Origin of the sequence: Kribbella sp. C-35 (assembly GCF_046549195.1) — a bacterium.
Classification (GTDB): Bacteria; Actinomycetota; Actinomycetes; order Propionibacteriales; family Kribbellaceae; genus Kribbella.
This window is the reverse complement of record NZ_JAJPWG010000004.1, coordinates 925,908-950,207: the sequence shown is the minus strand read 5'-3', so window position 1 is coordinate 950,207 and position 24,300 is coordinate 925,908. Positions and strand designations below refer to the sequence as shown.

23 protein-coding genes are annotated in these 24,300 nt (G+C 69.7%); 14 read left to right on the top strand and 9 right to left on the bottom strand.

Annotation, left to right across the window (positions count from 1 at the left end):
• Window positions 1-2 precede the first annotated feature (2 nt).
• Genes ACLJOO_RS30360 through ACLJOO_RS30350 form a run of 3 tightly spaced genes read left to right on the top strand, consistent with a single transcriptional unit; the run spans window position 3 to window position 2,826 of the window.
• Window positions 3-983, top strand: coding sequence for an AAA family ATPase (locus ACLJOO_RS30360; RefSeq protein WP_410790901.1), 981 nt, complete (start codon window positions 3-5; stop codon window positions 981-983).
• Entirely contained in the window at window positions 980-2,281 is a 1,302-nt protein-coding gene (locus tag ACLJOO_RS30355; protein ID WP_410790899.1) for a DUF58 domain-containing protein, read from the top strand. The genes ACLJOO_RS30360 and ACLJOO_RS30355 overlap by 4 nt, the downstream gene beginning before the upstream one ends.
• Window positions 2,278-2,826, top strand: coding sequence for a hypothetical protein (locus tag ACLJOO_RS30350; RefSeq protein ID WP_410790898.1), 549 nt, complete (start codon window positions 2,278-2,280; stop codon window positions 2,824-2,826). Before ACLJOO_RS30355 ends, ACLJOO_RS30350 begins: the two co-directional genes overlap by 4 nt.
• On the opposite strand, the gene ACLJOO_RS30345 is transcribed toward ACLJOO_RS30350, so the two are convergent.
• A complete protein-coding gene (locus ACLJOO_RS30345; RefSeq protein WP_410790897.1) occupies window positions 2,823-3,368 on the bottom strand; it encodes a TetR/AcrR family transcriptional regulator in 546 nt (181 codons plus the stop codon). The two genes, ACLJOO_RS30350 and ACLJOO_RS30345, sit on opposite strands and share 4 nt — an antisense overlap.
• A 92-nt stretch (window positions 3,369-3,460) precedes the next feature.
• Between ACLJOO_RS30345 and ACLJOO_RS30340 the strand changes: the two genes are divergently transcribed.
• Complete coding sequence (locus tag ACLJOO_RS30340) at window positions 3,461-4,873, top strand: MFS transporter (protein WP_410790896.1); 1,413 nt, start codon at window positions 3,461-3,463, stop codon at window positions 4,871-4,873.
• Between the two features lie 2 nt (window positions 4,874-4,875).
• On the top strand, window positions 4,876-5,214 hold the full coding sequence (locus ACLJOO_RS30335) for an MmcQ/YjbR family DNA-binding protein (protein WP_410790894.1): 339 nt from the start codon (window positions 4,876-4,878) through the stop codon (window positions 5,212-5,214).
• On the opposite strand, the gene ACLJOO_RS30330 is transcribed toward ACLJOO_RS30335, so the two are convergent.
• Window positions 5,194-6,483: a neutral zinc metallopeptidase gene (locus ACLJOO_RS30330; RefSeq protein ID WP_410790893.1), complete on the bottom strand. Its 1,290-nt coding sequence runs from the start codon at window positions 6,481-6,483 to the stop codon at window positions 5,194-5,196. The two genes, ACLJOO_RS30335 and ACLJOO_RS30330, sit on opposite strands and share 21 nt — an antisense overlap.
• Window positions 6,484-6,582: 99 nt before the next feature.
• On the opposite strand from ACLJOO_RS30330, the gene ACLJOO_RS30325 reads away from it, so the two are divergent.
• From ACLJOO_RS30325 to ACLJOO_RS30315, 3 genes are read left to right on the top strand one after another with little or no spacing between them, the layout of a single operon-like run.
• A complete protein-coding gene (locus tag ACLJOO_RS30325; RefSeq protein WP_410790892.1) occupies window positions 6,583-8,274 on the top strand; it encodes a DUF885 domain-containing protein in 1,692 nt (563 codons plus the stop codon).
• Window positions 8,271-9,479: a Maf family nucleotide pyrophosphatase gene (locus ACLJOO_RS30320; RefSeq protein ID WP_410790891.1), complete on the top strand. Its 1,209-nt coding sequence runs from the start codon at window positions 8,271-8,273 to the stop codon at window positions 9,477-9,479. Before ACLJOO_RS30325 ends, ACLJOO_RS30320 begins: the two co-directional genes overlap by 4 nt.
• A gap of 55 nt (window positions 9,480-9,534) precedes the next feature.
• Complete coding sequence (locus ACLJOO_RS30315) at window positions 9,535-10,647, top strand: hypothetical protein (protein WP_410790889.1); 1,113 nt, start codon at window positions 9,535-9,537, stop codon at window positions 10,645-10,647.
• An 11-nt stretch (window positions 10,648-10,658) separates the two neighbouring features.
• Here ACLJOO_RS30315 and ACLJOO_RS30310 read toward each other — a convergent pair whose 3' ends face one another.
• Both ACLJOO_RS30310 and ACLJOO_RS30305 read right to left on the bottom strand, forming a co-directional pair.
• Window positions 10,659-10,859, bottom strand: a complete 201-nt coding sequence (locus ACLJOO_RS30310; RefSeq protein ID WP_410790888.1) for an acyl-CoA carboxylase subunit epsilon — start codon at window positions 10,857-10,859, stop codon at window positions 10,659-10,661.
• Window positions 10,856-12,433, bottom strand: coding sequence for an acyl-CoA carboxylase subunit beta (locus tag ACLJOO_RS30305; protein ID WP_410790886.1), 1,578 nt, complete (start codon window positions 12,431-12,433; stop codon window positions 10,856-10,858). The genes ACLJOO_RS30310 and ACLJOO_RS30305 overlap by 4 nt, the downstream gene beginning before the upstream one ends.
• A 90-nt stretch (window positions 12,434-12,523) precedes the next feature.
• Here ACLJOO_RS30305 and ACLJOO_RS30300 point away from each other — a divergent pair, with 90 nt between their 5' ends.
• Window positions 12,524-13,897 carry a hypothetical protein gene (locus tag ACLJOO_RS30300; RefSeq protein ID WP_410790885.1) on the top strand — a complete coding sequence of 458 codons (1,374 nt, stop codon included), beginning with the start codon at window positions 12,524-12,526 and terminating at the stop codon, window positions 13,895-13,897.
• A gap of 7 nt (window positions 13,898-13,904) precedes the next feature.
• Here ACLJOO_RS30300 and ACLJOO_RS30295 read toward each other — a convergent pair whose 3' ends face one another.
• Window positions 13,905-14,387, bottom strand: a complete 483-nt coding sequence (locus ACLJOO_RS30295) for an SCP2 sterol-binding domain-containing protein (protein WP_410790884.1) — start codon at window positions 14,385-14,387, stop codon at window positions 13,905-13,907.
• A 65-nt stretch (window positions 14,388-14,452) separates the two neighbouring features.
• Here ACLJOO_RS30295 and ACLJOO_RS30290 point away from each other — a divergent pair, with 65 nt between their 5' ends.
• The 3 genes from ACLJOO_RS30290 to ACLJOO_RS30280 all read left to right on the top strand — a co-directional run bounded on the left by ACLJOO_RS30290 (window position 14,453) and on the right by ACLJOO_RS30280 (window position 18,611).
• Window positions 14,453-15,079: a TetR/AcrR family transcriptional regulator gene (locus ACLJOO_RS30290; protein ID WP_410790883.1), complete on the top strand. Its 627-nt coding sequence runs from the start codon at window positions 14,453-14,455 to the stop codon at window positions 15,077-15,079.
• 98 nt (window positions 15,080-15,177) lie between these two features.
• Window positions 15,178-17,805, top strand: coding sequence for a phosphoenolpyruvate carboxylase (locus ACLJOO_RS30285; protein WP_410790882.1), 2,628 nt, complete (start codon window positions 15,178-15,180; stop codon window positions 17,803-17,805).
• Window positions 17,802-18,611: a biotin--[acetyl-CoA-carboxylase] ligase gene (locus tag ACLJOO_RS30280; RefSeq protein ID WP_410790881.1), complete on the top strand. Its 810-nt coding sequence runs from the start codon at window positions 17,802-17,804 to the stop codon at window positions 18,609-18,611. The genes ACLJOO_RS30285 and ACLJOO_RS30280 overlap by 4 nt, the downstream gene beginning before the upstream one ends.
• A 122-nt stretch (window positions 18,612-18,733) precedes the next feature.
• Here the strand turns inward: ACLJOO_RS30280 and ACLJOO_RS30275 are convergent, their stop codons facing one another.
• Window positions 18,734-20,128, bottom strand: a complete 1,395-nt coding sequence (locus ACLJOO_RS30275) for an OFA family MFS transporter (protein WP_410790880.1) — start codon at window positions 20,126-20,128, stop codon at window positions 18,734-18,736.
• A gap of 162 nt (window positions 20,129-20,290) precedes the next feature.
• Between ACLJOO_RS30275 and ACLJOO_RS30270 the strand changes: the two genes are divergently transcribed.
• Window positions 20,291-20,905, top strand: a complete 615-nt coding sequence (locus tag ACLJOO_RS30270; protein ID WP_410790879.1) for a PH domain-containing protein — start codon at window positions 20,291-20,293, stop codon at window positions 20,903-20,905.
• Between the two features lie 4 nt (window positions 20,906-20,909).
• Here the strand turns inward: ACLJOO_RS30270 and ACLJOO_RS30265 are convergent, their stop codons facing one another.
• Window positions 20,910-22,124 (bottom strand): GNAT family N-acetyltransferase, encoded by a 1,215-nt coding sequence (locus ACLJOO_RS30265; protein ID WP_410790878.1) that lies wholly within the window; start codon window positions 22,122-22,124, stop codon window positions 20,910-20,912.
• A 186-nt stretch (window positions 22,125-22,310) separates the two neighbouring features.
• Between ACLJOO_RS30265 and ACLJOO_RS30260 the strand changes: the two genes are divergently transcribed.
• Window positions 22,311-23,111, top strand: a complete 801-nt coding sequence (locus ACLJOO_RS30260) for a hypothetical protein (RefSeq protein ID WP_410790877.1) — start codon at window positions 22,311-22,313, stop codon at window positions 23,109-23,111.
• A gap of 5 nt (window positions 23,112-23,116) precedes the next feature.
• Here the strand turns inward: ACLJOO_RS30260 and ACLJOO_RS30255 are convergent, their stop codons facing one another.
• Window positions 23,117-23,677, bottom strand: a complete 561-nt coding sequence (locus ACLJOO_RS30255; RefSeq protein ID WP_410790876.1) for a hypothetical protein — start codon at window positions 23,675-23,677, stop codon at window positions 23,117-23,119.
• Window positions 23,674-24,234, bottom strand: coding sequence for a GtrA family protein (locus tag ACLJOO_RS30250; protein WP_410790874.1), 561 nt, complete (start codon window positions 24,232-24,234; stop codon window positions 23,674-23,676). The genes ACLJOO_RS30255 and ACLJOO_RS30250 overlap by 4 nt, the downstream gene beginning before the upstream one ends.
• Between the last annotated feature and the right edge of the window lie 66 nt (window positions 24,235-24,300).

Genomic DNA, 24,300 nt, shown 5'->3' with positions numbered 1-24,300 from the left:
CTGTGACTGATGGGGAGCTGACGCTCGGTGAGGTGACCGAGCTGAGCCGGCAGGTGCTGGAGCGGGTCAGCCAGGCCGTGGTCGGGAAGGCCGAGGCGCTGGAACTGGTGCTCGCGGGCATCCTGGCCGGCGGGCACGTACTGCTCGAGGACTACCCAGGGCTGGCGAAAACGCTGGCCGCGCGGTCGTTCGCGCAGGCGCTCGGGCTGGAGTTCCGGCGGGTGCAGTTCACGCCGGACCTGCTGCCGTCGGATGTGACCGGGGCGTTCGTGTACGACCAGAAGGACTCCGAGTTCGTCTTCCGGCCGGGCCCGATCTTCACCGGCCTGCTGCTGGCCGACGAGATCAACCGGACGCCGCCCAAGACGCAGGCTGCGCTGCTGGAGTCCATGCAGGAGCACCAGGTGACGGTCGAGGGGCAGACGTTCCCGCTGCCCGTGCCGTTCCACGTGCTCGCTACGGCCAACCCGGTGGAGTACGAGGGCACGTACCCGCTCCCGGAGGCGCAGCTCGACCGGTTCATGCTGCGGATCGCTTTCGGCTACCCGAGTCCCGCGGAGGAGTGGGAGGTACTGCGGCGCCGGATGAGCCGTCGTACTGAGGACCAGTCGGTCGAGGCGGCAACGGATGCGGCCGGGCTGCGCGCCGCGCAACGTGCGGTCGAGACGGTGACCGTGGACGACACGGTCGGTCAGTACTGCGTCGACCTCGCCACCGCGACCCGTCGGGACTCGCAGGTACTCGTTGGGGCATCGCCACGTGGGTCGCTGGCGTTGCTGCTGACCGCACGCGCGTACGCCGTGATCAAGGGCCGCGATTACGTCGTACCGGAGGATGTGAAGGCGGTCGCGGTGGCCGCGCTGGCACACCGGATCACCGTGCGCCCAGAGCTGTGGCTGCACGAGGTCAGTGGCGCGACGGTGGTGCGGACCGTGCTCGGCTCGGTCGCGGCGCCGCCCACCGTTGTAGGCGCCCGCGCATGAGTTGGCGGCCGACGCACGCGCAGGTTCGGGCGATCTGTGTCGCTGCGGTGCTGCTCGGCGCCGCGGTGCTGCTGCGGCGCCCGGATGCGGCCGTGTTCGGTCTGCCGCTGGCGTTCCTCGCGGTCTGGGGGCGGTTCTTCCGGCCGCGGGAGCGCCCGGAGGTGCACACCGAACTCGACGCGGACGTGCTGTTCGAAGGGCAGGGTACGACGTACCGGATGCGCGTGCCGGAGTCCGTCGACCCGGACATCGACCTGATCGTGGCGGCGTTGCCGCGGACGCTCTGGTTCCAGTACGACCCGCCGCAGGCCGCGATCGCGGAGCCGGTCTCGCACGGTGAGGTGCGGCTGGAGGTCGGCGTACGGTCGAAGCGCTGGGGACTGCGGTCGTTGGAGCGGCCAACAGTCACGGCGACGTCGACGGTCGGGGCGTACCGGATCCAGGTGACCTCGGTGGAGTCGCAGGCCGTCACGACACTGCCGTTGCGCGAGGGATTCGAGGCAGTGGACGCCGTACCGCGGCCGGCTGGACTGGTCGGGTTGCATCGGTCGCGGCGGCCTGGCGAAGGGACGGAACTGGCCGGGGTACGGCCGTTCCGGACGGGTGACCGGTTGCGGCGGATCAACTGGGCGGTGTCCGCGCGTACGCAGGAACTGCACGTCACGTCGACCTGGTCGGACCGCGACACCGAAGTGGTGATCATGGTCGACACCGGCGGCGAGATCGGGATCAGCGAGGGGATCGACGGCCGGTCCTCGAGTCTCGACACGGCCGTCCGGGCGGCCGCCGCGATCGCCGAGCACTACCTGCGCAATGGCGACCGGGTGCGGCTGATCGACACCGGGAGCCTGTTCCGCGGCGTGCGGTCGGGCAGCGGGCGCGCGCATCTGCGGCGGATCCTGGACACGCTGGTGCACGCGGACCGACGCGGCCGGCAACAGGACGAAGAACAGCTGGCGCGGCGGAACCGGGTCCGGTCGGACAGCCTGGTGCTCGTCCTCAGCCCGTTGCTGCGGCCGACGATCCTCGGCTACATCGTGACGCTCGTCCACTCCGGCTGCACGGTGATCGCGATCGACACGTTGCCGCCGGACGTCGTGTCGATCATGGACCTCGACGCCCACGACGCCCGGTCGTGGCCGCTCGCGTGGCGCCTGCGCTTGCTCGAACGCCGCCGCGACCTCGACCGCCTCAGCGACCTCGGCGTACCAACCGTCCCCTGGCAAGGCGCCGGCACCTTGGACGAGGTACTACGAGACGCCGCCAGAGTGTCCGCGGCCCCAAGGATCCGCTCATGACTGCCGACGAGAAGATCACGCTGTGGCTGGCGCAACTGCGGGCATCCGGGCAGGCAGTGGTGTTTGCTCGGTTGGTGATCGCGGTGGCCGGGGCGGTCGCGTTGGTCGTGCCATCGGTGCAGTCGTGGGATCAGGCGGATCTGGTCTCGATCGTCGGCGCCGCGCTGTTGCTGTGCACCGTGGTCCTGCCTGATTCGCTGGCTGCGTTGCTGTTCATGCTGGTAGTGACTCTCGGGTGGCTGATGCGTGCACCCGGCGCGCCGAGTTGGAGCCTGGCCCTCACCGCGGCGGCCCTCGTCGTCGTCCACCTCGCCGCTGCGTTCACCGGCCAGTTGCCGTCGTACGCGCGGGTGCACCGAGCGGCCCTGCGACGATGGTGGTTGCCTGGAGCAATCGCCGTACTGCTGGCGCCCGCCGTCGCCGGGGCGACCGCACTGGTCCGTGGCGCCGACGTCGCCGGCTCGCTCGTCGTAACCGTCGCCGCCATCGCCCTGGCCGCCGCAACCATCTGGTTCGCCGCCGACCAGAAACTCAGCCGCGACTAGTGCTCGCCGAACGTTTGCTGGATCTCGTCGGCCCAGGGCATTGGGATCGCGTTGGGGCCTAGGACCTGCATGGCGGACATGACGGTCAGCAGCATCCCGGCGGAGAGGAACTCCCGGGCCTGCTGGGGGGACGCGCCGGTGAGCTCGCGGACCAGGGCGTAGATGCGGCCGAAGCGTTCCCTGACGCAGTCGCCGATCACAGGGTCGCCGCTGGCGGAGAAGCCCTGCAGGAGGACCAGGAGTACCTCGGGCTCGTCGAAGAGCCGCTCGTAGTTGGCCCCCAGCGCGCTGAGTTCCGGCGTCTCGGCCGCGGCCTCGCGGAAGGTCTGCTCGATCCGCTCGCAGGCGCTCCGCACGGCGGCCAGGAAGAGTTCCTGTTTGGTGCCGAACAGCCGGATCACATAGGGCTGTGACACGCCGGCCAGCCGGGCGATCTCGTCGGTCTTGGTGCCCTCGTACCCGGACATCGCGAAGGCCCGGATGGCGGCCTGCAACACCTCGGCACCGCGCTCCTTGGCGGTCAGCCGAACCTTGGGCGTCATCCGTGCTCCTTCCACTCCCTTGACATGTTATCAGTCGATGCATACTCTCGTCATCAAGCTTGTTATCAGTCAATTACAACTAGGGGTACGAGATGACATCGACCGCTCTCGACGAGAGGGAAGTGACCGCTCCCCGGAGCCGCGGGCTCGGGCTGGTGCTGGCCGCCGTGGGGATTCCGGTGTTCATGGTCACGCTGGACAACCTGGTGGTGACGAACGCGCTGCCGGTGATCAAGTCCGAGCTGGGGGCGACCCTGTCGGACCTGCAGTGGTTCGTGAACGCCTACACGCTCGCGTTCGCCGCCCTGCTGCTGACCGCGGCCGCGATCGGCGACCGGCTCGGCCGGCGGCGGGTGTTCCTGGCCGGGATCGCGCTGTTCACGCTGGCCTCGGCGGCCTGCGCGCTGGCGACCGAGCCGTGGATGCTGATCGGGGCCCGCGCGATCCAGGGCATCGGCGCGGCGGCCGTGATGCCGCTGTCGCTGACGTTGCTCGCAGGCGCCGTACCGGAGAAGATGCGGAGCGCCGCGATCGGGATCTGGGGCGGCATCTCCGGCCTCGGAATCGCAGTCGGTCCGGTGGTCGGGGGAGCCGTCGTCGACGGCCTGAACTGGCAGTGGATCTTCTGGTTGAACGTTCCGGTCGGAGTCGTCGCCGTCGTGCTCGCCACGCGGGTCCTGACCGAGTCCCGGGGTACGGCGAAGCAGTTGGATCTGCTCGGACTGGTGCTGGCGACGTCCGGCGTACTGTCCGTCGTCTGGGGCGTTGTGCACGGAGCCGAAGACGGCTGGACGTCCGCCGGCGTACTGGGTTCGCTGATCGCGGGTGGCGTGCTGCTGGCCGCGTTCCTCGGGTGGGAGCGCCGTACCGTCGCGCCGATGTTGCCGCTGCGGTTGTTCTCGGTTCGCTCGTTCAGCGTGGTGAACGTGGTCGCGTTCACCTTCGCGGTCGGCGTCTTCGGTGCGGTGTTCCTGCTGGCGCAGTTCTTCCAGATCGTGCAGGGATACACGCCGTTCCAGTCCGGTGTCCGCACGCTGCCGTGGACCGCGGCGCCGCTCGTGGTCGCACCGATCGCCGGCCTGATCGTCGACCGCGTCGGCTCCCGGATCCTGATCGTGGCCGGCCAGGCCTTCCTTGCTGTCGCGCTCGGCTGGATCGCACTGGTGACCACGGCGACGACGCAGTACGGCGAACTCGTCGCACCGTTCGTCCTCGCCGGTATCGGGATGGGGCTGACCTTCGCACCGTCCGCGAGCGTGGTGATGGAGAGCGCGTCCGACGCCGACCGCGGCGTGGCCTCCGGAACGAACAACACGATCCGCGAGGTCGGAGTCGCGATGGGCGTCGCCGTACTGGCCTCGGTCTTCGCCTCAGCTGGCTCCTACGAGTCCCCAACCCAGTACGCCGCCGGCCTAGTCCCCGCCGTCTGGACCGGAGCCGCCATAGTCGCCGCCGGCACCCTCGCGGCCCTCCTCCTGCCGGGGCGGACGCGTTCTAGAGTGTGAGCGTGCTGGACGCTGAGGATGTGCGACGGATTGCGCTGGGTTTGCCGGGGACGGTGGAGAAGCGGCGGTGGGGGCATCCGACGTTCGATGTGGCTGGGCGGATGTTCGTGACCGTGCCGGACGACCAGACGTCGTTCGCGGTGCGGTGTCCGCGGCTGGAGCGCGAGGAGCTGATCGCTGCGGAGCCGGAGAAGTTCTGGGTGCCGAAACACGAGGCGGGCTCGAACTGGGTTCGAGCCCGCCTCGAGGCACTGGAGGATGCCGACGAACTGCACGACATCCTCATCGACTCCTGGCGGCAGGTGGCGCCGCCGGAGCTCTCAGCTGACGTTGGCCGGTGACGCCGCGAAGGTGTTGCAACTGGCCGGGTTGGCCGTGTTGAACGACCTCCCCATGAAGCGCGCCTGGCTGGCCACACTGCCGTGGTCGCCCTCTTCGGGCTTGTCCCCCGCGGTGACGACGTACTTCTTCCAGACGTACAGCAGGTTGCCGTTGATCGGGTAGCTGCGCTTGTTCGCGGCCAGGAAGACGCCGGCGAAGCAGTTCGCCTGCAGCTCCATCCGCCGCGTCATCCGCGTCCGGCCCTCGTAGTCCGGCTGCTCGTACCGCAGGTTGCTGGACGCCTGCAGGATGCCGGTCATGAACTGAACGCTGTGGCCGTACTCGTGGGCGATCGAGCGGCTGTACCACATCCGCGCGTACGCCTGCCCGATCGGATCACCCGGGTACTGGGTGTATGCCTTCACGAAGACGTCCACCTTCATGTACATCATGTGGTTGGCCGAGCAGTAGAACGGTACGGCGACCGGACCGTCGCCGCACGGCGACGACATCGAGGTCCCGGACCAGTACGTCATCCGCGGCGCGGTGAACTTGTAGCCGGCCTTCGCCACCAACGGCGCCCACGACCTGTCCAGGCAGGGCTTGATCGCGGCCCAGTACTCGGCCGCGCCACGGGCGTTCGTCGGCCGTGCCTTGGGCTCCTTGCAGTTGACCGTGGCCATCTGGCCGACCTTGTAGAGCGCGTTCTTGGCCACGACCGTGGTGTCCGCCGGCTTGTTCGGCGTACTCGACGTCTCGGTGGTGGTGGGCTCCGTGGTTGTCGGCTCCTCCGACGGCGACTCGGAGGGCTCCTCGGTCGGCTCTTCCGTCGGCTCCTCGGTCGGGGAACCGGTCGGCGATGGCGTGTACCGGCTCGGAGTGACCGGCGGGGTGGTCACGTCGGTGCTGCCCTTCCGGACCAGACCGATGATCGCGCCGCCGACGACGGCCACCGCGACGATCGACAGGATCGCGATCAGCGGCGCCTTCGACTTCTTCCGCGGCTGCTGCGGCTGCCAGCCCATACCGGGAACGCCAGGAAGGCCAGGGCCACCCGGACCGCCCTGGCCGAAGCTCGGACCCCAGCCGAAGCCGGGACCCTGCGGCGGCGGGCCGTACTGCGAGGTGCCGCCGTACTGAGGCCCTTGAGGGGGACCGCCGTACGGACCCTGCGGCGGGCCGCCGTACTGAGGCGGAGGACCCTGCGGCGGCGGGCCGTACTGACCCTGCGGCGGGCCCTGCTGGTACGGCGGGTTCTGGCCGGGCGGCCCGTAGGGTGGCTGGCTCAACGCCGTTCCTCTCGTCCCTGTGCTGGCATTCAGCGACCGCCACAGTATCGGCAACAAACAGGTCAGCCCCGGCGACCCTCGACAGGTAGGGTCGATCAGGTGACTTCTGCAACTACCCCGAACAGCCCGATCGACCAGCTCGCCGAACGGCACCTGGAGCAGGAGATCGTGCTCGACCCGATCCTGGCGACCGAGCTGGGCGTCGCCGGCCACGACCACGAGTTGCCGGACTACACGCCGGCCGGTTTCGAGGCGCGGATCGAGCAGACCAAGAGGTCGCTCGCCGAGGCCGCTGCGATCGAGCCGGCGAGTCCGCGCGAGGAGGTCGCCAAGGACGCCTTCGTGGAGCGGCTCGGCCTGGAGCTCGAGCGCCACGAGGCCGGCGTACCCCAGCACCAGCTGAACGCGATCGCCTCGGTGCCGGCGGCGTTGCGGCAGGTGTTCGACCTGATGCCGACCGACACCGAGCAGGACTGGGAGATCGTCGCCATCCGGCTGAACCAGATCGGTACGGCGCTCGACGGGTACCGCGAGACGCTGCTTGAGCAGGCCGATCAGGGCCGGATCTCGGCGGTACGCCAGGTGACCGGGCTGGCCGGGCGGATCGCCAGCTGGACCGGTGCCGAGGGCGACGACTTCTTCGCCGGACTCGCCGCGCAGGCGCCGGAGAGTGCGGTCAAGCCGACAGTCGAGGCGGCGGCCGCCGCGGCGCGGAAGGCGTTCGACCAGTTCGGGTCGTGGCTGACCACAGACCTCGCGCCGCGGGCGCCGGAGCGGGACGCGTGCGGCCGGGAGGTGTACGAGCTGGCATCCCGCAGCTTCCTCGGCGCCGCGATCGACCTCGAGGAGACGTACGCCTGGGCCTGGGTGGAGCTGGCCCGGATCGAGTCGGCCATGCAGGACATCGCGGCCGGGCTGAACGGCGGCGACCGCGGGATCGAGGCGACCGCCGCGCTGCTGGACAACGACCCGGCGCGGACGATCCGCGGCAAGGACGCCTTCCGGGACTGGATGCAGCAGCTGTCCGACGCGGCTGTCGCCGAGCTGGCCGGCGCGCACTTCGACATCGCCGACGAGATCCGCACCCTGGAGTGCATGATCGCGCCGACCTCGGACGGCTCCATCTACTACACGCAGCCGAGCGAGGACCTGACCACCCGGCCCGGCCGGATGTGGTGGGCGGTCCCGAGCGGCCTGGAGAACTTCGCCACCTGGCGCGAGGTCACGACCGTCTACCACGAGGGCGTGCCCGGGCATCACCTCCAGGTCGCCCAGACGATGCTGCGCACCGACCTGCTGAACCGCTGGCAGCGGATCGCCTGCTGGGTCTCCGGTCACGGCGAAGGCTGGGCGCTGTACGCCGAACGCCTGATGGAGGAACTCGGCTACCTCGAGGACGCGGGCGCGCGGTTCGGCATGCTGGACGCGCAGGGGTTCCGCGCGGCGCGGGTGATCGTCGACATCGGCATGCACCTGGAGCTGGAGGTGCCGCAGGACAACCCGTTCGGCTGGCGGCCGGGGGAGCGCTGGAACGCCGAACTCGGGTTCGAGTTCCTGCGGGCGCACTGCCGGATGGAGACCGAGTTCCTGCAGGCCGAGCTGAACCGCTACCTCGGATGGCCCGGCCAGGCGCCGGCGTACAAGGTCGGCGAACGGATCTGGCTGCAGGCGCGGGAAGAGGCCAAGCAGCGCAAGGGATCCGCCTTCGACCTGCGGGCGTTCCACTCCGATGCGCTCAACCTCGGCTCGATCGGCCTCGACCCGCTGCGCCGGGCGCTGGCGAAGCTGTGAGCACCCGGTTCGTCCTGGCGTCGGCGTCACCGGCGCGGCTGAAGACGTTGCGTGCCGCGGGCATCGAGCCGGAGGTGATCGTCTCCGGCGTCGACGAGGACGACGTCACTGCGGAGAACCCCGGCGAACTCGCCCGCCTGCTCGCCACGCTGAAGGCCCGCGCCGTGGTCGCGAACCTGTCCGATCACGCGACCGTCCTCGGCTGCGACTCGGTCCTGGAGTTCGACGGCGTCGCGTACGGCAAGCCCGGTACTCCCGAGGTTGCCCGCGAGCGCTGGCGGATGATGCGCGGGCAGAGCGGCGTACTGCACACCGGCCATTGCCTGTTCGACACGTCCTCCAAGCAGGAGATCCGGGAGCTGGCGTCGACGGAGGTCCGGTTCGCCGACCTCACCGACGAGGAGATCGACGCGTACGTCGAGACCGGCGAGCCGCTCGTGGTGGCCGGCTCGTTCACGGTGGACGGACTCGGCGGCCCGTTCGTCACGGCGATCGACGGCGACTACCACAACGTCGTCGGGCTCTCGCTGCCGTTGCTGCGCCGGATGTTGATCGAGGTCGGCATCACCTGGCCCGAGCTGTGGCGCTCCCAGAAACCCTTCACGTACGACGAATCCGTCGCGTCGACGTACGACGACACCCGCGGCGGCCCCACCAGAGCCCAAGCCGCAGCCCAGGCAGTCAACACCCTGCTCCATCCCACCACCGCTTCCGCCGTAGGGCAGCGGGTGCTGGAGTTGGCGATCGGCACCGGCATCGTCGGCGCGGAGCTGGTTGCCCTCGGCAACCTCGTGCACGGTTTCGACCTGTCCACGGCGATGCTGCAGCGTGCGAAGGTCCGGCTTCCCGGGCATGTTGCGGCAGCGGACGCCGCGCGGTTGCCGGTGGGCGACCGTCGCTGCGACGCCGTCGTGGCCGTCTGGCTGCTGCACCTGCTCGACGACAGCGAGCCGGTGATCGCCGAGGTCGCGCGGGTCCTGCGCACTGACGGCGTCTTCGTCACTACCACCGAGAAATCCGACGCCAGCCGCTACGCCGACGGCCGCGGCCCCAACGACACCCGATCCCAGGACGCCCTCGCCCACCTGGTCGCCGTCGCCTCCCGCCACGGCCTGGTACTCGACGGTGCGACAACCTTCCCCGGCCCGACCCGCAACACCGGCGACGCACCGACGTACCCACTGGTCCGCTTCCGCCGAATCTGAACAGTGAACCCTCCGTAGCGGACTCTGGAACCCAGGATCGGGAAAGGAGTCCGCGGTGGCATTCGTGCACGACAAGGTCTGGGACCTACTCCGGCAGACGCAGGGCGCAATGCGTGACGTCGGCAAGTTCTACGGCGGCGGCCACCCGGACAGGACCCGGCTGCAGCGACCACAGGTCGACTTCAGGGTCGGGCGCGCGCTGATCCCGGGCCCTGGCGTCGAGTCGCGGCCGGTCTTCGGTGCGGACGCTCACGACGCTCTGAAGGACCTGGTCGCACCGAGTCCGGCCAAGCGCTTCAGCCGGTGGCGGGGCGGTCCGGAGCGGGCCGAGCAGGAGGCCCACGACAATCACGCCGTACGGCAGAGCGCGCTGATCGACTCGGTGCGGATGGTTGCCGAGCTGTCCGAGTCCCGCAGTTACGCGAACGCCGACCCGGCGTCCGAGGGCGTGGAGTATGGCGCCCTGCAAGAAGCGGTCGGCGGCGCCTGGACCGCTGCGCATTTCGACCGGGTCGTCGAACGGCTCGAGGGCTTCGGGCACCTACCACCGGGCACGGCCGAGCAGGTCGCCCTCGGGTGGAATGAGGCCGGCCGGCAGCAGATCCTGGACCGCGTCCACCCGCAGGCTCCGTCCGGGTACGCGTTCGCCGAGGAGGTCGGCAAGCAGGCCGGCATGTCCGCGGAACGAACCCTGCACTGGTTGAACAACGCGCCCCCGCACGTCGCGCCCGGCGTCGCGGCCGACCTGCTGATGCGCGGCTCGGACGCCCTGCAGACGCTGGCCGAGCAGAACCCGGTCGAGTACGCACGCTTCAAGTCGGACGTCGCCGAGAACATCCGCGAGAACTTCGAGGAACTCAACCACACGCTCGACACCCACGAAGCCCGGACCGTCGGCGTCGACCACGCGACCCAGGCGTCGAACGGCGGCCGGCGCATCGCCGACGCCGCCCTCGAACTGATCGCAGCGAAGGAAGCCGAGCTCACGCCCGCGGCAGAGCAGCCATCCATCGCGCGCAACACCGCGGTCGAGTTCGACCCGCGGAGCGGGACCGCCGACCCGTCGCGCCCCGCCGCGGATCCCCCGCACTCACCAACCGACCGGACCGGGCGATCCGCACGCTCAGCCGGTGTTGCCAACGCGGTCTCGCCGCGAGTTGGTGAGTGACGGACGTCCGGTCACGGATGCGCGGACGCGCGCCACTGGCCGGGGCCCGGGTGGAACGGGGTGCGGGCGTTGCGCCAGTAGCTGGCCCAGTTGCTGGCGCGGTCCGGGTCGGCGGCCGGGGCCGGTACGGCGGCGCGGGCGGCGACCACCGCGATCAGAGCGGCAAGCTCCTCGGGCGTCGGGTTGCCTTTGGCAATCTTGATAGTGGTCACAGCGGGATGTTCCCATGCTTCTTCGGGGGCAGGGTGTCGCGTTTGGTGCGGAGCAGGCGGAGGGCGCGGACGATCTCGGCGCGGGTCTCGCTCGGCTTGATGACGGCGTCGATGTAACCGCGCTCGGCCGCGATGTACGGGTTCGCCAGGTGGTCCTCGTACTCGGTGATCAGCTCCTGGCGGCGGGTCTCGACGTCATCGGCCGCGGCGAGCTCCCGGCGGTGCAGGATGTTGACCGCGCCCTGGGCGCCCATCACCGCGATCTGCGCGGTCGGCCAGGCGATGTTCATGTCGGCCCCGAGGTGCTTCGAGCCCATCACGTCGTACGCGCCGCCGTACGCCTTCCGGGTGATCACGGTGATCATCGGGACGGTCGCCTCGGCGTACGCGTAGATCAGCTTGGCGCCGCGGCGGATGATGCCGTTCCATTCCTGGTCGGTGCCGGGCAGGAAGCCGGGGACGTCGACGAAGGTCAGGATCGGCAGGTTGAACGCGTCGCAGGTCCGGACGAACCGGGCCGCCTTCTCGGACGCGTCGATGTCCAGGGTGCCGGCGAACTGCATCGGCTGGTTCGCGACCACGCCGACCGGGCGGCCCTCGACGCGTCCGAAGCCGACGATCAGGTTCGGCGCGAACAGCGTCTGCACCTCGAGGAAGTCGCCGTCGTCGACGACCGCCTCGATCGCGGTGTGCATGTCGTACGGCTGGTTCGGCGAGTCCGGGACCAGGGCGTCGAGCGCAAGGTCGGTCTCGGTCGGCTCCAGGTCGGCCGGGGCGTCGTACACCGGAGGATCCTCGAGGTTGTTCTGCGGGAGATGCCCGACCAGGGCCTTCACCCACTCGATCGCGTCCTCCTCGTCGGAGCCCAGGTAGTGCGCGTTGCCGGACTTGGTGTTGTGCGTCCGGGCGCCGCCGAGCTCCTCCTGGGTGACGTCCTCGCCGGTGACGGTCTTGATCACGTCCGGGCCGGTGATGAACATGTACGACGACTCGTCGACCATCACGGTGAAGTCGGTGACCGCGGGCGAGTAGACCGCGCCGCCGGCGCACGGGCCCATGATGAGGGAGATCTGCGGGATCACCCCGGACGCGCGGACGTTGCGGCGGAAGATCTCGCCGTACAGGCCGAGGGAGACCACGCCTTCCTGGATCCGGGCGCCGCCGGAGTCGTTGATGCCGATCAGCGGGCAGCCGATCTTCATCGCCAGGTCCATCACCTTGACGATCTTCTCGCCGAAGACCTCGCCGAGGCTGCCGCCGAAGACCGTGAAGTCCTGCGCGAACACGCACACCTGACGGCCGTCGATGGTGCCGAACCCGGTCACCACGCCGTCGCCGTACGGGCGGTTCGCGTCCAGCCCGAAGCTCGTCGAGCGGTGCCGCGCGAACTCGTCCAGCTCGGAGAAGGAGCCCTCGTCCAGCAGCAGTGTGATCCGCTCACGCGCGGTCTTCTTACCGCGTGCATGCTGCTTCTCCACCGCACGCTCCGACCCGGCGTGGACGGCGTCGTCGAGCCGCTGCTCGAGGTCCGCGATCTTCCCGGCGGTGGTGTGGATGTTCACGGTCTCTCCCATGAACGGGCAGCCTACGCGCCAGTACGCCATACCGCCTGTGACCTCGCTCGCAAGCGGCGTACTGAACCGGTCCGGCGATAGGTTCCGCAGGTGGCTGACGCGAATGTCGAGAAGCTGGTCCGTAAGGTCGATGAGCTCGTCGTGCGGGACAGCGTCGACGGCGTGTCCTCGCTCCGGTGGGGGCAGACGCTCGAGCTGAGCGCCGGGCACGTCGAGATGATCAAACCGCTCGCCGACAACCTGGACATTCCAGGACGGCTGGCGACCTCGCTCCGTTCGATCTCGGGCACCAGCGGGCAGTGGCACGACCGGCGAGAGGACGCCCGTGCCGGGCTGACCGAGCTGGTCGCGCTGTGCGCGGACTCACTCGAGCCGGACAGCTCGCTGCCGCCGCCTGTTGATGCCGGCGCCCGGGACCGGCTCGCGACGGCTGTTTGCCGGGCGTACGCCGACAACGCGACACCGCGACTGGTTGCGGGCCTGTTCCCGAACGGCCGGCAGGACGACCTCGGGCGCTTCCCGCTGCCGCAGCAAGAGGGGGACGTCGCGGCCGCGCGGGCACTGGCGGTCGCGATCGGGGCGCGGACCGGTGCCGGCGAGGACGCGGTGCTGAAGCGACTCGTTGCCGCCGGCCACGGTGCGGCCGCGCACGAGGCGGCCGGGATGCTGCTGGAGGCGCGCATGGACTTCGCACGGCTGCCTCAGGGGCAGCGGGCGCGGATTCAAGAGCAGCTGACCAGAAGCATCGAGGCCGGGTTCGCCGAACGGGATCTCGAGCGGGCCGCAGCGCGGGAGCTGACCGAGGAGCTGGAGAACCGGCGCGAGGACGTCACCGGCGGCGCCGGCGCGATCGACACGGCGAGCGGGATCGCACGCGACGAGGTCGGCAAGCTGCACGACGACCTGCAGAAGATCGACTCCTGGGAGGAATCCATGGAACCGCAGCAGCCCGAGCATCCCCAATCGCTGGACGAGGTCCGGGCGATCGTGGCGCGGGGGCTCGTGTCCAGAGCGGAGCATCATGCCGGGATCCAGACGGATCTCACCGACGGCCAGGTGGAGTCGCCGCCTGCCGCGACGGCCGCCGCAGCCGAGACGATGGTGACGACGTCGACCATTCCCGTCGAGAGCCGGCCGGCTGCCACGGCCGCGACCGCGGACATGCTGACCGAGGGCTTCGACGAATTGCCCGCCCTGGTGGACAACTGGAGAGCGGACGGCTCGGACGTGAAGAGGCAGGCCGAGGTGTACGGCGGCACGCTCGGGGACCGCGCGCTGGCAGCGGTCCGGGGATTCGAGATGCACCCACCGAATGCTCGGGCCGCGGAACCGAACCGCGTTGTCGGGACCGATCCAGCGATCCCGCCCCTCCGCCGGGTCCAGGCCCCGACCGGGCAGACGCGCCAGGCCAACGGCGCTGCTGCACCCTCCCGAAACAAGGGATCTGACGGCCTGATCCGCTGACTCAGGTCTACAGCGGGCCGGCGCTGAAGAGTTTGGGGAGGCGGGCGGCCTGGGCGAGGTCGCCGCGGACCGAGAGGCGTTGCTTGAGGACGGCGAGGACGGGGTCCTCGTTGCCGGTGACGATGCGGAGCAGGGTGGCGGCGTCGGTGCGGATCCAGATGTCCGGGGGAGTGGCGCGCGGGGACACGAGCGTGCAGCGGCCGTCGTGGACGCGGAGCCAGTACTCGTCGACCGACTCGGGACGACCGGCCCCGCCCGCGCCGGTGATCTGCCAGCTGATCACAGCGTCGAACCCGGCGGCCCGGGCGGGTCGGAGGTACTCCGGCATCCGGCGAAAGATCTCGCGCAACGCGATCTCTCGTACACCCCCGATGAGTCGATGCCGGAGCTCCCGCTCCGACGTCCGGTCGACCAGCCGGGCGAGTTCACTCGCGTCCAGGGCGGTGAGGCCGTCGGACTCGAGCCACCCGGCACTGCCTCGTTCGGTCATCACCACCCCCGTTGGCAGTTCCTACCAGACCGTAGGAATTTCCTACGATGCGATAGCTTTGTCAAGTGGTCGAGGACGCTGAGAGACGCCGGCGCGCGCCGCACCTCGGCCCCGAGCGCCGCCGCCCGCTCATCCTGGACGCCGCGCTCGAGGTCTTCTCCGCCAAGGGGTACGCCGGGACCACGATGCAGTCGGTCGCGGACGCGGCCGGGGTCACCAAACCGGTCGTCTACGACTGCTTCGCGAACCGTGACGAGCTGCTGCTGGCCCTGCTCGCCCGCGAGGAGCAGCACCTGGTCATCTCGATCGTCTCCGCGCTGCCCGCGGACCCGAGCGTCGGCACCCCGGAGGAGCACGTTCTCGAGGGCGTGACCGCATTTCTCACCGCCGTGGCCAAGCAGCCCCAGTCGTGGCGGATCGTCTTCGGAGCGCAGTACGGCGCCGCGCCCGTCGTCGCCGAGCGGGTCCTCGCGGCCCGCGCGTTCCTGGTCGAGAGCCTGCGCCTGACCCTGGTCAAGTCCCTCCCCGGCGTCACCGACCCGGACGCCGACCTCCCGGTCCTGGCCGAGCTGCTCGCCTCGATGATCGAGGCCTGCGCCCGGATGCTCGTCACCGGCACCACCGACCGCTCCCCGGCCGACCTGGCGCGAACGGTCTCCCAGGTGGTCGGCGGCGGCTTCGGCAATGTCTGACGCACATACTGTGAAGTAGCTGAACTCCCGGTCACGATCGGCTTCCAGTAGGCGGACGCGGCGGCGTCGACGGGCGTCCGCCGATAGGGTGGGCGAACGTGAGCGAGACCGGAAGTGAGACCCGTACCCGCGCGCGGTTCGAGGTGCCTGAAGAACTCAGGGCCGACGTCCGCCTGCTCGGCGAGATCCTCGGCAAAGTTCTGGTCGAGTACGCCGGTCAGCCGCTCCTCGACGACGTCGAGAAGTTGCGCGAGCTGACCATCGCCGGTGACGGCGCCGCGGCCGAGCAGTTGGTCGCGTCCTGGCCGCACGAGCGCGCCGAGGACGTCGCCCGTGCGTTCACCTGCTACTTCCACCTGACGAACCTGAGCGAAGAGCTGCACCGGGCCCGCGTACTGCGTGAGCGCGACCGCGCCGGCAGCGAGGCCGTGGTGTCGGAGCTGGCCCAGGCGGTGGAGCAGATCACCCGCGACAGCGGCGAGCAGCAGGCCCGCGCGCTGCTGAACGGCCTGGAGTTCCGGCCCGTGCTGACCGCGCACCCGACGGAGGCCCGGCGTCGCGCCGTACTGGCGACGATCCGCCGGATCAGCTCGCTGCTGGACGAGCGCCACGACCCGCGGGCCGGCGACAGCGACCTGGCGGAGAACCGTCGCCGCCTGGTCGAGCAGGTCGACATCCTCTGGCGTACGTCGCAACTCCGCACCAGCCGCCCCTCGCCGCTGGACGAGGTGCGCTCGGCGATGGCGGTGTTCGAGGAGACCCTGTTCAACGTCGTCGGCAACGTGTACCGGCGGCTCGACGACGCGCTGGCCGGCGACGAGGCCGGGACGCGGACGCCCGTGGTGGCGCCGTTCGTCCACCTGGGCTCGTGGATCGGGGGCGACCGCGACGGCAACCCGAACGTGACCGCGGCGATCACCCGGGAGGCCATGCAGATCCAGGCCGACCACGTCCTCCGGGCACTCGAGCAGGCCACCGAGGCGCTCGGCCGCGCCCTCACCCTGGACGCCGCGACCACACCGCCCTCTGCGCCGGTACGCCGCATCCTGGAAGACGCCCGCGCGGTCAACCCGGAGCTGATCACCGACATCGAGACCCGCTCGCCGGCCGAGCCGCACCGGCAGCTCCTGCTGCTCGCTGCCCGCCGGCTGGCGGCGACCCGCGCCCGCGACGCCGACTTCGGGTACCCGCGGGCCGCTGACTTCCTGCACGAGCTCAAGGTCCTGCAGGACTCGCTGGTGACCGCCGGTGCACCACGCCAGGCGTACGGCGAGCTGCAGCACCTCATCTGGCAGGTGAACTCGTTCGGGTTCCACCTCGCCGAGCTGGAAGTCCGCCAGCACTCCTCTGTGCACGCCAAGGCGCTGGAGGAGGTGCTCGGCGGTGGCGAGCTGTCCGACCAGACGGAGGAGGTGCTCGCCACACTCCGGGTGATCGGTCAGATCCAGCAGCGCTTCGGCCCCGAGGCCTGCCGCCGGTACGTCGTGTCGTTCACCCGCAATGCCGGCGACCTGGCAGCTGTGTACGAGCTGGCCGACGCGGCGCTGGACGGGCGTCCGATCGAGCTGGACGTCGTACCGCTGTTCGAGACCGGTGAGGACCTGCAGAACTCGGTGGAGGTGCTGGACAACGCGATCCAGCTCACCCGGGTCCGGCACCGGCTCACCGCGAACGACCGGCGCTTCGAGGTCATGCTCGGGTACTCCGACTCCGCGAAGGACGTCGGACCGGTGTCGGCGACGCTGGCGCTGTACGACGCGCAGGCGCGGATCACCGCGTGGGCGCAGCGCAACGCGATCCGGCTGACTCTGTTCCACGGCCGTGGTGGTGCGCTAGGACGTGGCGGTGGTCCGGCGAACCGCGCCGTACTGGCGCAGGCTCCTGGCTCGGTGGCCGGGCGGTTCAAGCTGACCGAGCAGGGCGAGGCGATTCCGGCCCGGTACGGGAACTCGGCGATCGCGCAGCGGCACATCGAACAGGTGACTGCGGCAACACTGCTGGCGTCGACGCCGGCGGTGGAGGAGCGGGCACTGGTGGCGGCCGAGCGGTTCGCCGTGGTCGAGAAGACGCTCGATGAGGCAGCGCGTACGGCGTACCACCGGCTGGTGAAGGCGGACGGCTTCGCGGAGTGGTTCAGCACTGTGACGCCGCTGGAGGAGCTGGGCCAGCTGCCCCTCGGGTCGCGGCCTGCCAGGCGTGGCGTCGCGGTGTCGTCGCTGGAGGACCTGCGGGCGATCCCGTGGGTGTTCGCCTGGTCGCAGGCCCGTGTGAACGCACCTGGTTGGTATGGCCTCGGTACGGCGCTTGCTGCGGTCGGAGACGTCGACCTGCTGCGGGACGCGAACCAGAACTGGCCGCTGTTCCAGGTGATGCTGGAGAACGCGGAGATGTCGCTGGCCAAGACGGACCGGCGCATCCTCGGCCGCTACCTGGAGCTGGGCGATCGGCCGGAGCTGACGCAGCAGATGCTGGACGAGCACGCGCTCACCACCGAGTGGGTGCTCAAGGTGCTCGACCAGGAGCGTCTGCTGCAGGGACGCCGCGTGCTGGGCCGTGCGGTCGAGCTGCGCAACCCGTACGTCGATGCACTCAGCTACCTGCAGTTGCGCGCACTGCGGACGCTGCGCACCGATGACTCACTGGACGAGCAGCAGATCGTGCGCACTCGGCGTCTGCTGTTGCTGACCGTTTCTGGCGTCGCTGCCGGTCTGCAGAACACCGGATGAGGTTCACCGATCTGGAGCGGCCCCCGCTGGACGAGCAGTTCCTGCGGGGGCGGTTGGTGCGTCCCGGTGCACTGTGGACGCAGATCGACGTACTGGCGGAGACGCCGTCGACGAATGCTGTTGTGGCAGCTGCTGCGGCGGCTGGTCAGCCAGAGGGTCTGGTCGTTGCTGCGGAGTACCAGTCGTCTGGTCGCGGGCGGCTGGGGCGTACCTGGACCACACCGCCGCGCTCTGCGTTGCTGATGTCGGTTCTGCTGCGTCCGACCAACGTCGACGCGGCCCGCTGGCCCTGGCTGGGTCTGCTGGTCCCGCTGGCGGTCGCGGCTGCGGTCCGGCAGGTCGGTGAGATTCCGGCGCAGGTGAAGTGGCCGAACGACGTACTGGTCGAGGACCGCAAGCTCGCGGGCATCCTGCTGGAGCGCGTCGAAGGACCGGCCGCCGTGATCGGCATCGGTCTGAACGTGACCCTCCGCTCGGATGAGAAGCCGCACGAGGCCGCCACGTCCCTGGCCCTGGAGAAGGCGGCAACAACCGACCGAGCCACCGTCATGGCAGCAGTACTCCGTGAGCTCGCGTCCCGCTACCAGTCGTGGGTCGACGCGAACGGCGATCCAGCCGTCATTCTCCCGGAATACCGCGAGCTGTCCGCGACGCTGGGGCAGAGGGTCCGCGTGGAGCTACCGGACGGAACTTTCCTCGAAGGCACCGCCCGCGACCTGGCGGACGACGGCCGCCTGATCGTCGACACAAAAGAAGGTCCCCGGCCGCTCGCAGCCGGTGACGTCACGCACCTTCGAACGGCGTGACGTCGCCCGCTGCGGGGTCTAGTGCGTGAAGAGCTTGGCTGCGGTGATCAGGGTCTGGATGATGCCGTAGCCGAGGAGTACGGCGACCAGCAGCCAGGAGATCACCAGGCGTGGGGTCTGGTTCATTGGGTGGCCTCCACTGTCGACTCGGACTTCTCATGGAAACGCTCGGAGACGGAGCGGATCAGCAGGTTCGCGACGAACCCGACGGCCAGTACGCCGACCATCGTGAACAGCGCCGGCCGGTACGCCGCCGCGGTCAGCGTGCCCGGTTTGCCCTCGCGGTCCAGGAACCCGTTGATGATCAGCGGCCCTGCGATCCCGGCCGCCGACCACGCGGTCAGCAGCCGGCCGTGGATCGCGCCGACCTGGTAGGTGCCGAACAGGTCCCGCAGGTACGCCGGAACGGTCGCGAACCCGCCGCCGTAGAACGAGATGATGACCGCGGCCAGCAGCACGAAGACCACGGTGCTGGTGTGCCCGACGGACGCGAGCAGTGTGTACGCGACGATCCCGACGCCGAGGTACATCGCGTAGATCGGCTTCCGTCCGATCACGTCGGACGTCGACGACCAGCCGAACCGGCCGGCCATGTTGAAGATCGACAGCAGGCCGACGAATCCGGCGGCGGCCGCGACCGCGACGGTCGACTTGCCGTTGTCGCCGCGGAAGAAGTCCTGGATCATCGGGCTGGCCTGCTCGAGGATGCCGATGCCCGCGGTGACGTTGCAGAACAGCACCACCCACAGGAACCAGAACTGCGGCGTCTTGATCGCGTTCGCCGCCGAGACGTTGCCGGTCGTGACGAGGGCCTTCTGCTGCACCGCCGACGAGTCGAAGCCGGCCGGCGCCCAGCCGTCGGCGGGGACGCGGATGTTGAAGACGCCGAACATCATGATCACGAAGTAGCCGATGCCCAGCGTCAGGAACAGGCCGACCAGCGCGCCGCCGCCGGCCACCGACGTGCTCACGTTCGGGTCGTAGCCGGAGTCGTACAGGCCGAGCAGCTGGCGGGACAGCGGGCTGGCGACCAGTGCGCCGCCGCCGAAGCCCATGATCGCGAGGCCGGTCGCGAGCCCCGGGCGGTCCGGGAACCACTTGATCAGCGTGGAGACCGGCGAGATGTACCCGATCCCGAGGCCGATGCCGCCGATCACGCCGTACCCGAGATAGACCAGCCAGAGCTGGCCGGTGCCGATGCCGAGGGCGCCGACCAGGAACCCCGTCGCCCAGAAACAGGCGGCGACGAACATCGCCTTCCGCGGTCCTTTGCGTTCGACCCAGGTGCCGCCGACGGCGGCGGACAGGCCGAGCATCACGATCGCGATGCTGAACACCACGCCGACCGCGGTCTGGCTGGTATCGAAGTGCTTCACCATCGACGTCTTGTAGACGCTGGTCGCGTACGCCTGGCCGATGCACAGGTGGACGGCGAGCGCGGCCGGCGGGATCAGCCAGCGGCTGTAGCCCGGCGGTGCGACGGTGTGCTCCCGGTCGAGAATCGACAAGACTGCCATCACGGCTCCTTCTATCCCCAGTGGTTACCCCTCGCGCATCTTGGCTGACTGTATGCATTTTGTGAAGTCTTAAACCTCTTAGCCGCCCTATCGGGCGACCGGGACTGCCGCTGATCGTGTCGGGAGGGGACAACCGAACCCGGTACCTGTGAGACTGGGGCCATGGCGATCTCGGCGAAGTTGTTGGGTGAGGACGAGTACGTCGTCGTCAGCACCCGGACGCACTGGAAGGCGCTGATCGGGCCGGTCTTCCTGCTGCTGGTGGTGGCAGGCCTGGGCGGCTTCCTGGCCGCGATCGTGCCGTCCGGGTCGCTGCGGACCCCCGCCCGGATCGCGATCCTCGCGGTCGGCGTGGTGATCCTGGCGACCTTCGCGGTGAAGCCGTTCCTGAACTGGTTCTTCTCGACGTACACGATCACCAACCGGCGGCTGATCACCCGGCACGGCATCCTCACCCGGACCGGCCGGGACATCCCGCTGATGCGGATCAACGACGTGTCGTACGAACACGGCCTGGTGGACCGCATCCTCGGCTGCGGCACGCTGCACATCGAGTCCGCCGGCGAACGCGGCCAGGTCGTGCTCCCCGACGTACCGCATGTCGAGCACGTCCACCTGCAGATGTCCGACCTCCTGTTCGGCGGCCCGGAAGGCCGACCCGGCGACGGCATCCTCGAGGACGAGCAGCCCCCCGAACACATGCGCCGCCGCCCGCAGCCGCAGGAGCAGCCGCGCCCCGACGACGGCACGATCTTCAGCTCCGGCGACGACCGATAGCGGTTCAGAAGACCTCCAGGCTGACCGGCGCTAGGGGCCAGCGGAAGGCTGCGGTTGTTTGGTTGAGGGCGCCTGGGGTGTGTTCGGTTACGTGGGCGGTGGTGGCGAACTCGGCTAGGGGGCGGCCGCCTAGGTAAGCGGCGGATAGTTCGGTGGTGGACAAGGTTAGGTCGGCTGGGGCGTCGGTGCGTTCGCAGGATGCGGAGGAGTCGGACGCGGTCAGGCGGAAGCGGCCGGCGTTCTTCTCGATCAGGTCGTCGGTGACTTCTAGGACGACGTCGAGGGGGACGGCGTACCGGCGTTGCTGTAGTGCCCGTTGGACGTCGGTTATGCGGAGCCACAGGGACTCGCTGACTCGGCGGTCCAGGGCCGTGGGGGTGCTGACCAGTTGCTGCAGCGGCTCGTCGACAGCGCCGTACCCGTAGCCGAGCTTCGCGCTCAGGTCCATCGTCAGCAGGTGCTGCCAGAGCACCCGGTACGCCGCGGGCTCCGGGGCGACCAGCTCCTCGACGTGCACCTCGTACGCCGGTCCGGTCGGATTCCAGACCATCTTGCCGCGCCAGAGCGCGTACCCGTCCACGCTGCCGGTTTCGTCGCGGTGCACCACGATACGAAGCGCGGTCCGGCCGCCGCGGTTGTCCGGTTTGTCCTCGAGATGTTTCTGCCAGCGCAGCTCCGAGCGGTCGGACACGCCGGGTCGGACCTGCTGCATCAGGCTCAGGATGCGCGGTAGCTCCTTGAGCGCCTCGTCCGCGGTCAGCTCGCCGAGTTCGCCCGGGCGGATCGGCCCGGTCGGAGGGCCGACGCGGTGCAGGTCGACCTCGTACGCCGTACCCCAGGCGGCCGCGCCGTACCCGAACCGGCCGTAGATCGCCGGCTCGCTGGCCCACAGCACCGCGATCGCCTCCGGCAGTTCGCGCAGCTGCTTCCCCATCAACTGGGACAGCACCCCGCGCCGCCGATGCGTCGCCCGCACGCCGACCCCGGTCACGTGCGCCGCGGGAACCACGGCACCCGGCACGGACAGGTTGCGTGTCAACGCCAGCGTGGTCCCGATGAACTCCCCGCCGTCGACCGCCACCAGCGTCCGTTCCGGCTCGAACAACTGCCGAGCCAGATCGTCGTCCGGCGTCACCTCGAACATCATCGCGGCGCTGAACACCGCCCGTACCGCGTCGAACTCCCCGGCCTCCGCCGCCCGCACCTCGAAGTCAGTCACCACCGCATCTTCACATGCGCTACCGACAACATCTGCCCACAAGAGAGCATCAAGGCAAGTGAAAGGGGGGTGGTACCAATGTTCAGACCACTCGGAACGACAGCAGCGGCCCTACTCGTGGCAGCAGGGGTGATCCCGGGAACTGCGGCAGCGACGCCGAGCGCGGTGTCGGCAGGAGGCTGCCCGGTGGCAGTGGGGTCCGTGACCGCCGGCGGTGACCACAGGGAACAGGGCGTTTTCGCCGGTACGCCGCCGACGGCGCCGGCCAGCCGCATCCTGGGGCGCAACGTGTACCCCGACGGAGCGGTTCGGTTGAGCTCGTCGATCTCGCGGGGCGACGACGGGATCAGCATCGCCTTCGTCGGGGGCTACAGCGTCCTGGGGGATGCGCTGTACTACGCGAACTACTCGACCGGTGAGGACGGCGTCATCGATGGCGGGATCAAGCGGTTCGGCGGCGGCTGGGGGACCTTCGTCGCCCTCGACGAGGGGGTGTACTACGACAAGGTGCTCCGGCACAACATGTACGGGCTCCGCAACGACGGCACGCTGTTCCGCTGGACCGTCGACAGCAAGGGCGTCTGGCGGAACAAGGTGTCCGCGCCCGGATTCGCCGCGGTGAAGGCGATGACGCTGATCAGCTCGACGAAGACCTACGACACGTTCCTCGCGAACACCCGCGGCGGTGCGCTGTACACGATCCACATCCCGACCACGGCGCCGATGAAGCCGATCGTCAAGCAGGTTCGCAGCAAGACCTGGCAGGGCTTCGAGGCGCTACTCGCGCAGCAGTGCGGCCAGTACGGATCGGTCCTGCTCGGCATCGACCGGGACACCCATACGGCTTACATGTACGCCCTCGGCCACGCCACCGGCCCGACCACCGTCATCCAGTCGTTCGGCAAGGTGCCGGGCACTTTCGCCGACCCGGTCTACTTCCACTGGACCGACGGCAACGCCACCTGGAAGCCGCCGTTCGGAGAGTGACGAACTCAGACTGCTTCGACGCCGTCTATGAGCCAGTGGCCGGCCACTGACTGGAGAGTGAGCTGCACTCGGGTGCGCTGGATGCTCGGTGCCGACGCACCTTTTGTGGTCGTCGTGGTGTCGACGAAGAGGAGGACGTGGGCCGTGGCGGCGGTCGCGTCCTTGACTGCGGCATCCTTGACCTCGGCCTTGGCGACGGCCTGCTGGCTCAGCTGTTGCGGACGGATCGCGGCCACCGTCTTCGCGAACTCGGCGCCGAACTTCTCCGTCGTGACCTTCCGCGTCGCCGACGCGTAGTCGTCGAGCTTCCGGTAGTCGTAGCTGAAGAGGACGCCGACATCGGTCCGCGCGGCCGCCAGAACGTCCGCGCGGACCTTCTCGTCCTTGCGCGCCTGCTCGCCCGACCCGGCCTCGTCGAGCTTGCGCTGCAGGTCGTCGGCACGTTCGAGCTGCGTCTTCGCGTCGGCCCTCACGACGGCGACGGCCGCGATCCCGGCGACGGTGGCGCCCACCAGCAGCACCGCCAGGACGATGCTGACGACAACTGCAGGACGGGGGCGCGTCAACGGACCGCGGGTAGGTCTCCGGTCGACTCCCCGTCGAGCTCGGCGGGGGAGTCCGGGGTCGGGGTGTGTTCGGCCTCGTCCAGGGCGAGTTCTTCGCGGAAGACGAACTTGCGGTAGGACCAGAAGCGGAACAGGGTGCCGAGGCCGAGGCCGATGAAGTTGGCCGCGATGTTGTCGGACAGCCAGCTGTGCAGGTCCAGGACGTACCGCGAGAAGGCCAGGCAGCCGGCCGCGATCAGCAGGCCGATGCCGTTCAGCACGAAGAACAGCACGTACTCACGGTGCAGGCCGGAGCGCTCCCGGTGCCGCCACGTCCAGTAGCGGTTGCCGAAGTACGTCACGATCGTGGCGACCGTGGTCGAGATCAGCTTCGCGGTCAGCGGCTTGTGGTGCAGCATGCCGATCCCCGAGTCGGCGAGCACCAGCGGGTTGTTGAAGACCAGCCAGTTGTAGATCGGCAGGTCGACGACCAGACCGAGCAGACCGACCACACCGAACTTGGCGACTTCGTGCACCAGGTGCTGGAACTGGCGGTACAGCGTGGTGACGAGCTTCAACGGTCTTCGGAACCTTCTGTGATCACACCGCGACGGGAGGGCAGCTTCCCACGGTACCCGGCGACC

Coding starts and splice junctions, on each gene's coding strand:
- ACLJOO_RS30355 (WP_410790899.1), top strand. CDS start 980: ATGAGTTGGCGGCCGACGCACGCGCAGGTTCGGGCGATCTGTGTCGCT.
- ACLJOO_RS30350 (WP_410790898.1), top strand. CDS start 2,278: ATGACTGCCGACGAGAAGATCACGCTGTGGCTGGCGCAACTGCGGGCA.
- ACLJOO_RS30345 (WP_410790897.1), bottom strand. CDS start 3,368: ATGACGCCCAAGGTTCGGCTGACCGCCAAGGAGCGCGGTGCCGAGGTG.
- ACLJOO_RS30340 (WP_410790896.1), top strand. CDS start 3,461: ATGACATCGACCGCTCTCGACGAGAGGGAAGTGACCGCTCCCCGGAGC.
- ACLJOO_RS30305 (WP_410790886.1), bottom strand. CDS start 12,433: ATGGGAGAGACCGTGAACATCCACACCACCGCCGGGAAGATCGCGGAC.
- ACLJOO_RS30295 (WP_410790884.1), bottom strand. CDS start 14,387: ATGACCGAACGAGGCAGTGCCGGGTGGCTCGAGTCCGACGGCCTCACC.
- ACLJOO_RS30280 (WP_410790881.1), top strand. CDS start 17,802: ATGAGGTTCACCGATCTGGAGCGGCCCCCGCTGGACGAGCAGTTCCTG.
- ACLJOO_RS30275 (WP_410790880.1), bottom strand. CDS start 20,128: ATGGCAGTCTTGTCGATTCTCGACCGGGAGCACACCGTCGCACCGCCG.
- ACLJOO_RS30270 (WP_410790879.1), top strand. CDS start 20,291: ATGGCGATCTCGGCGAAGTTGTTGGGTGAGGACGAGTACGTCGTCGTC.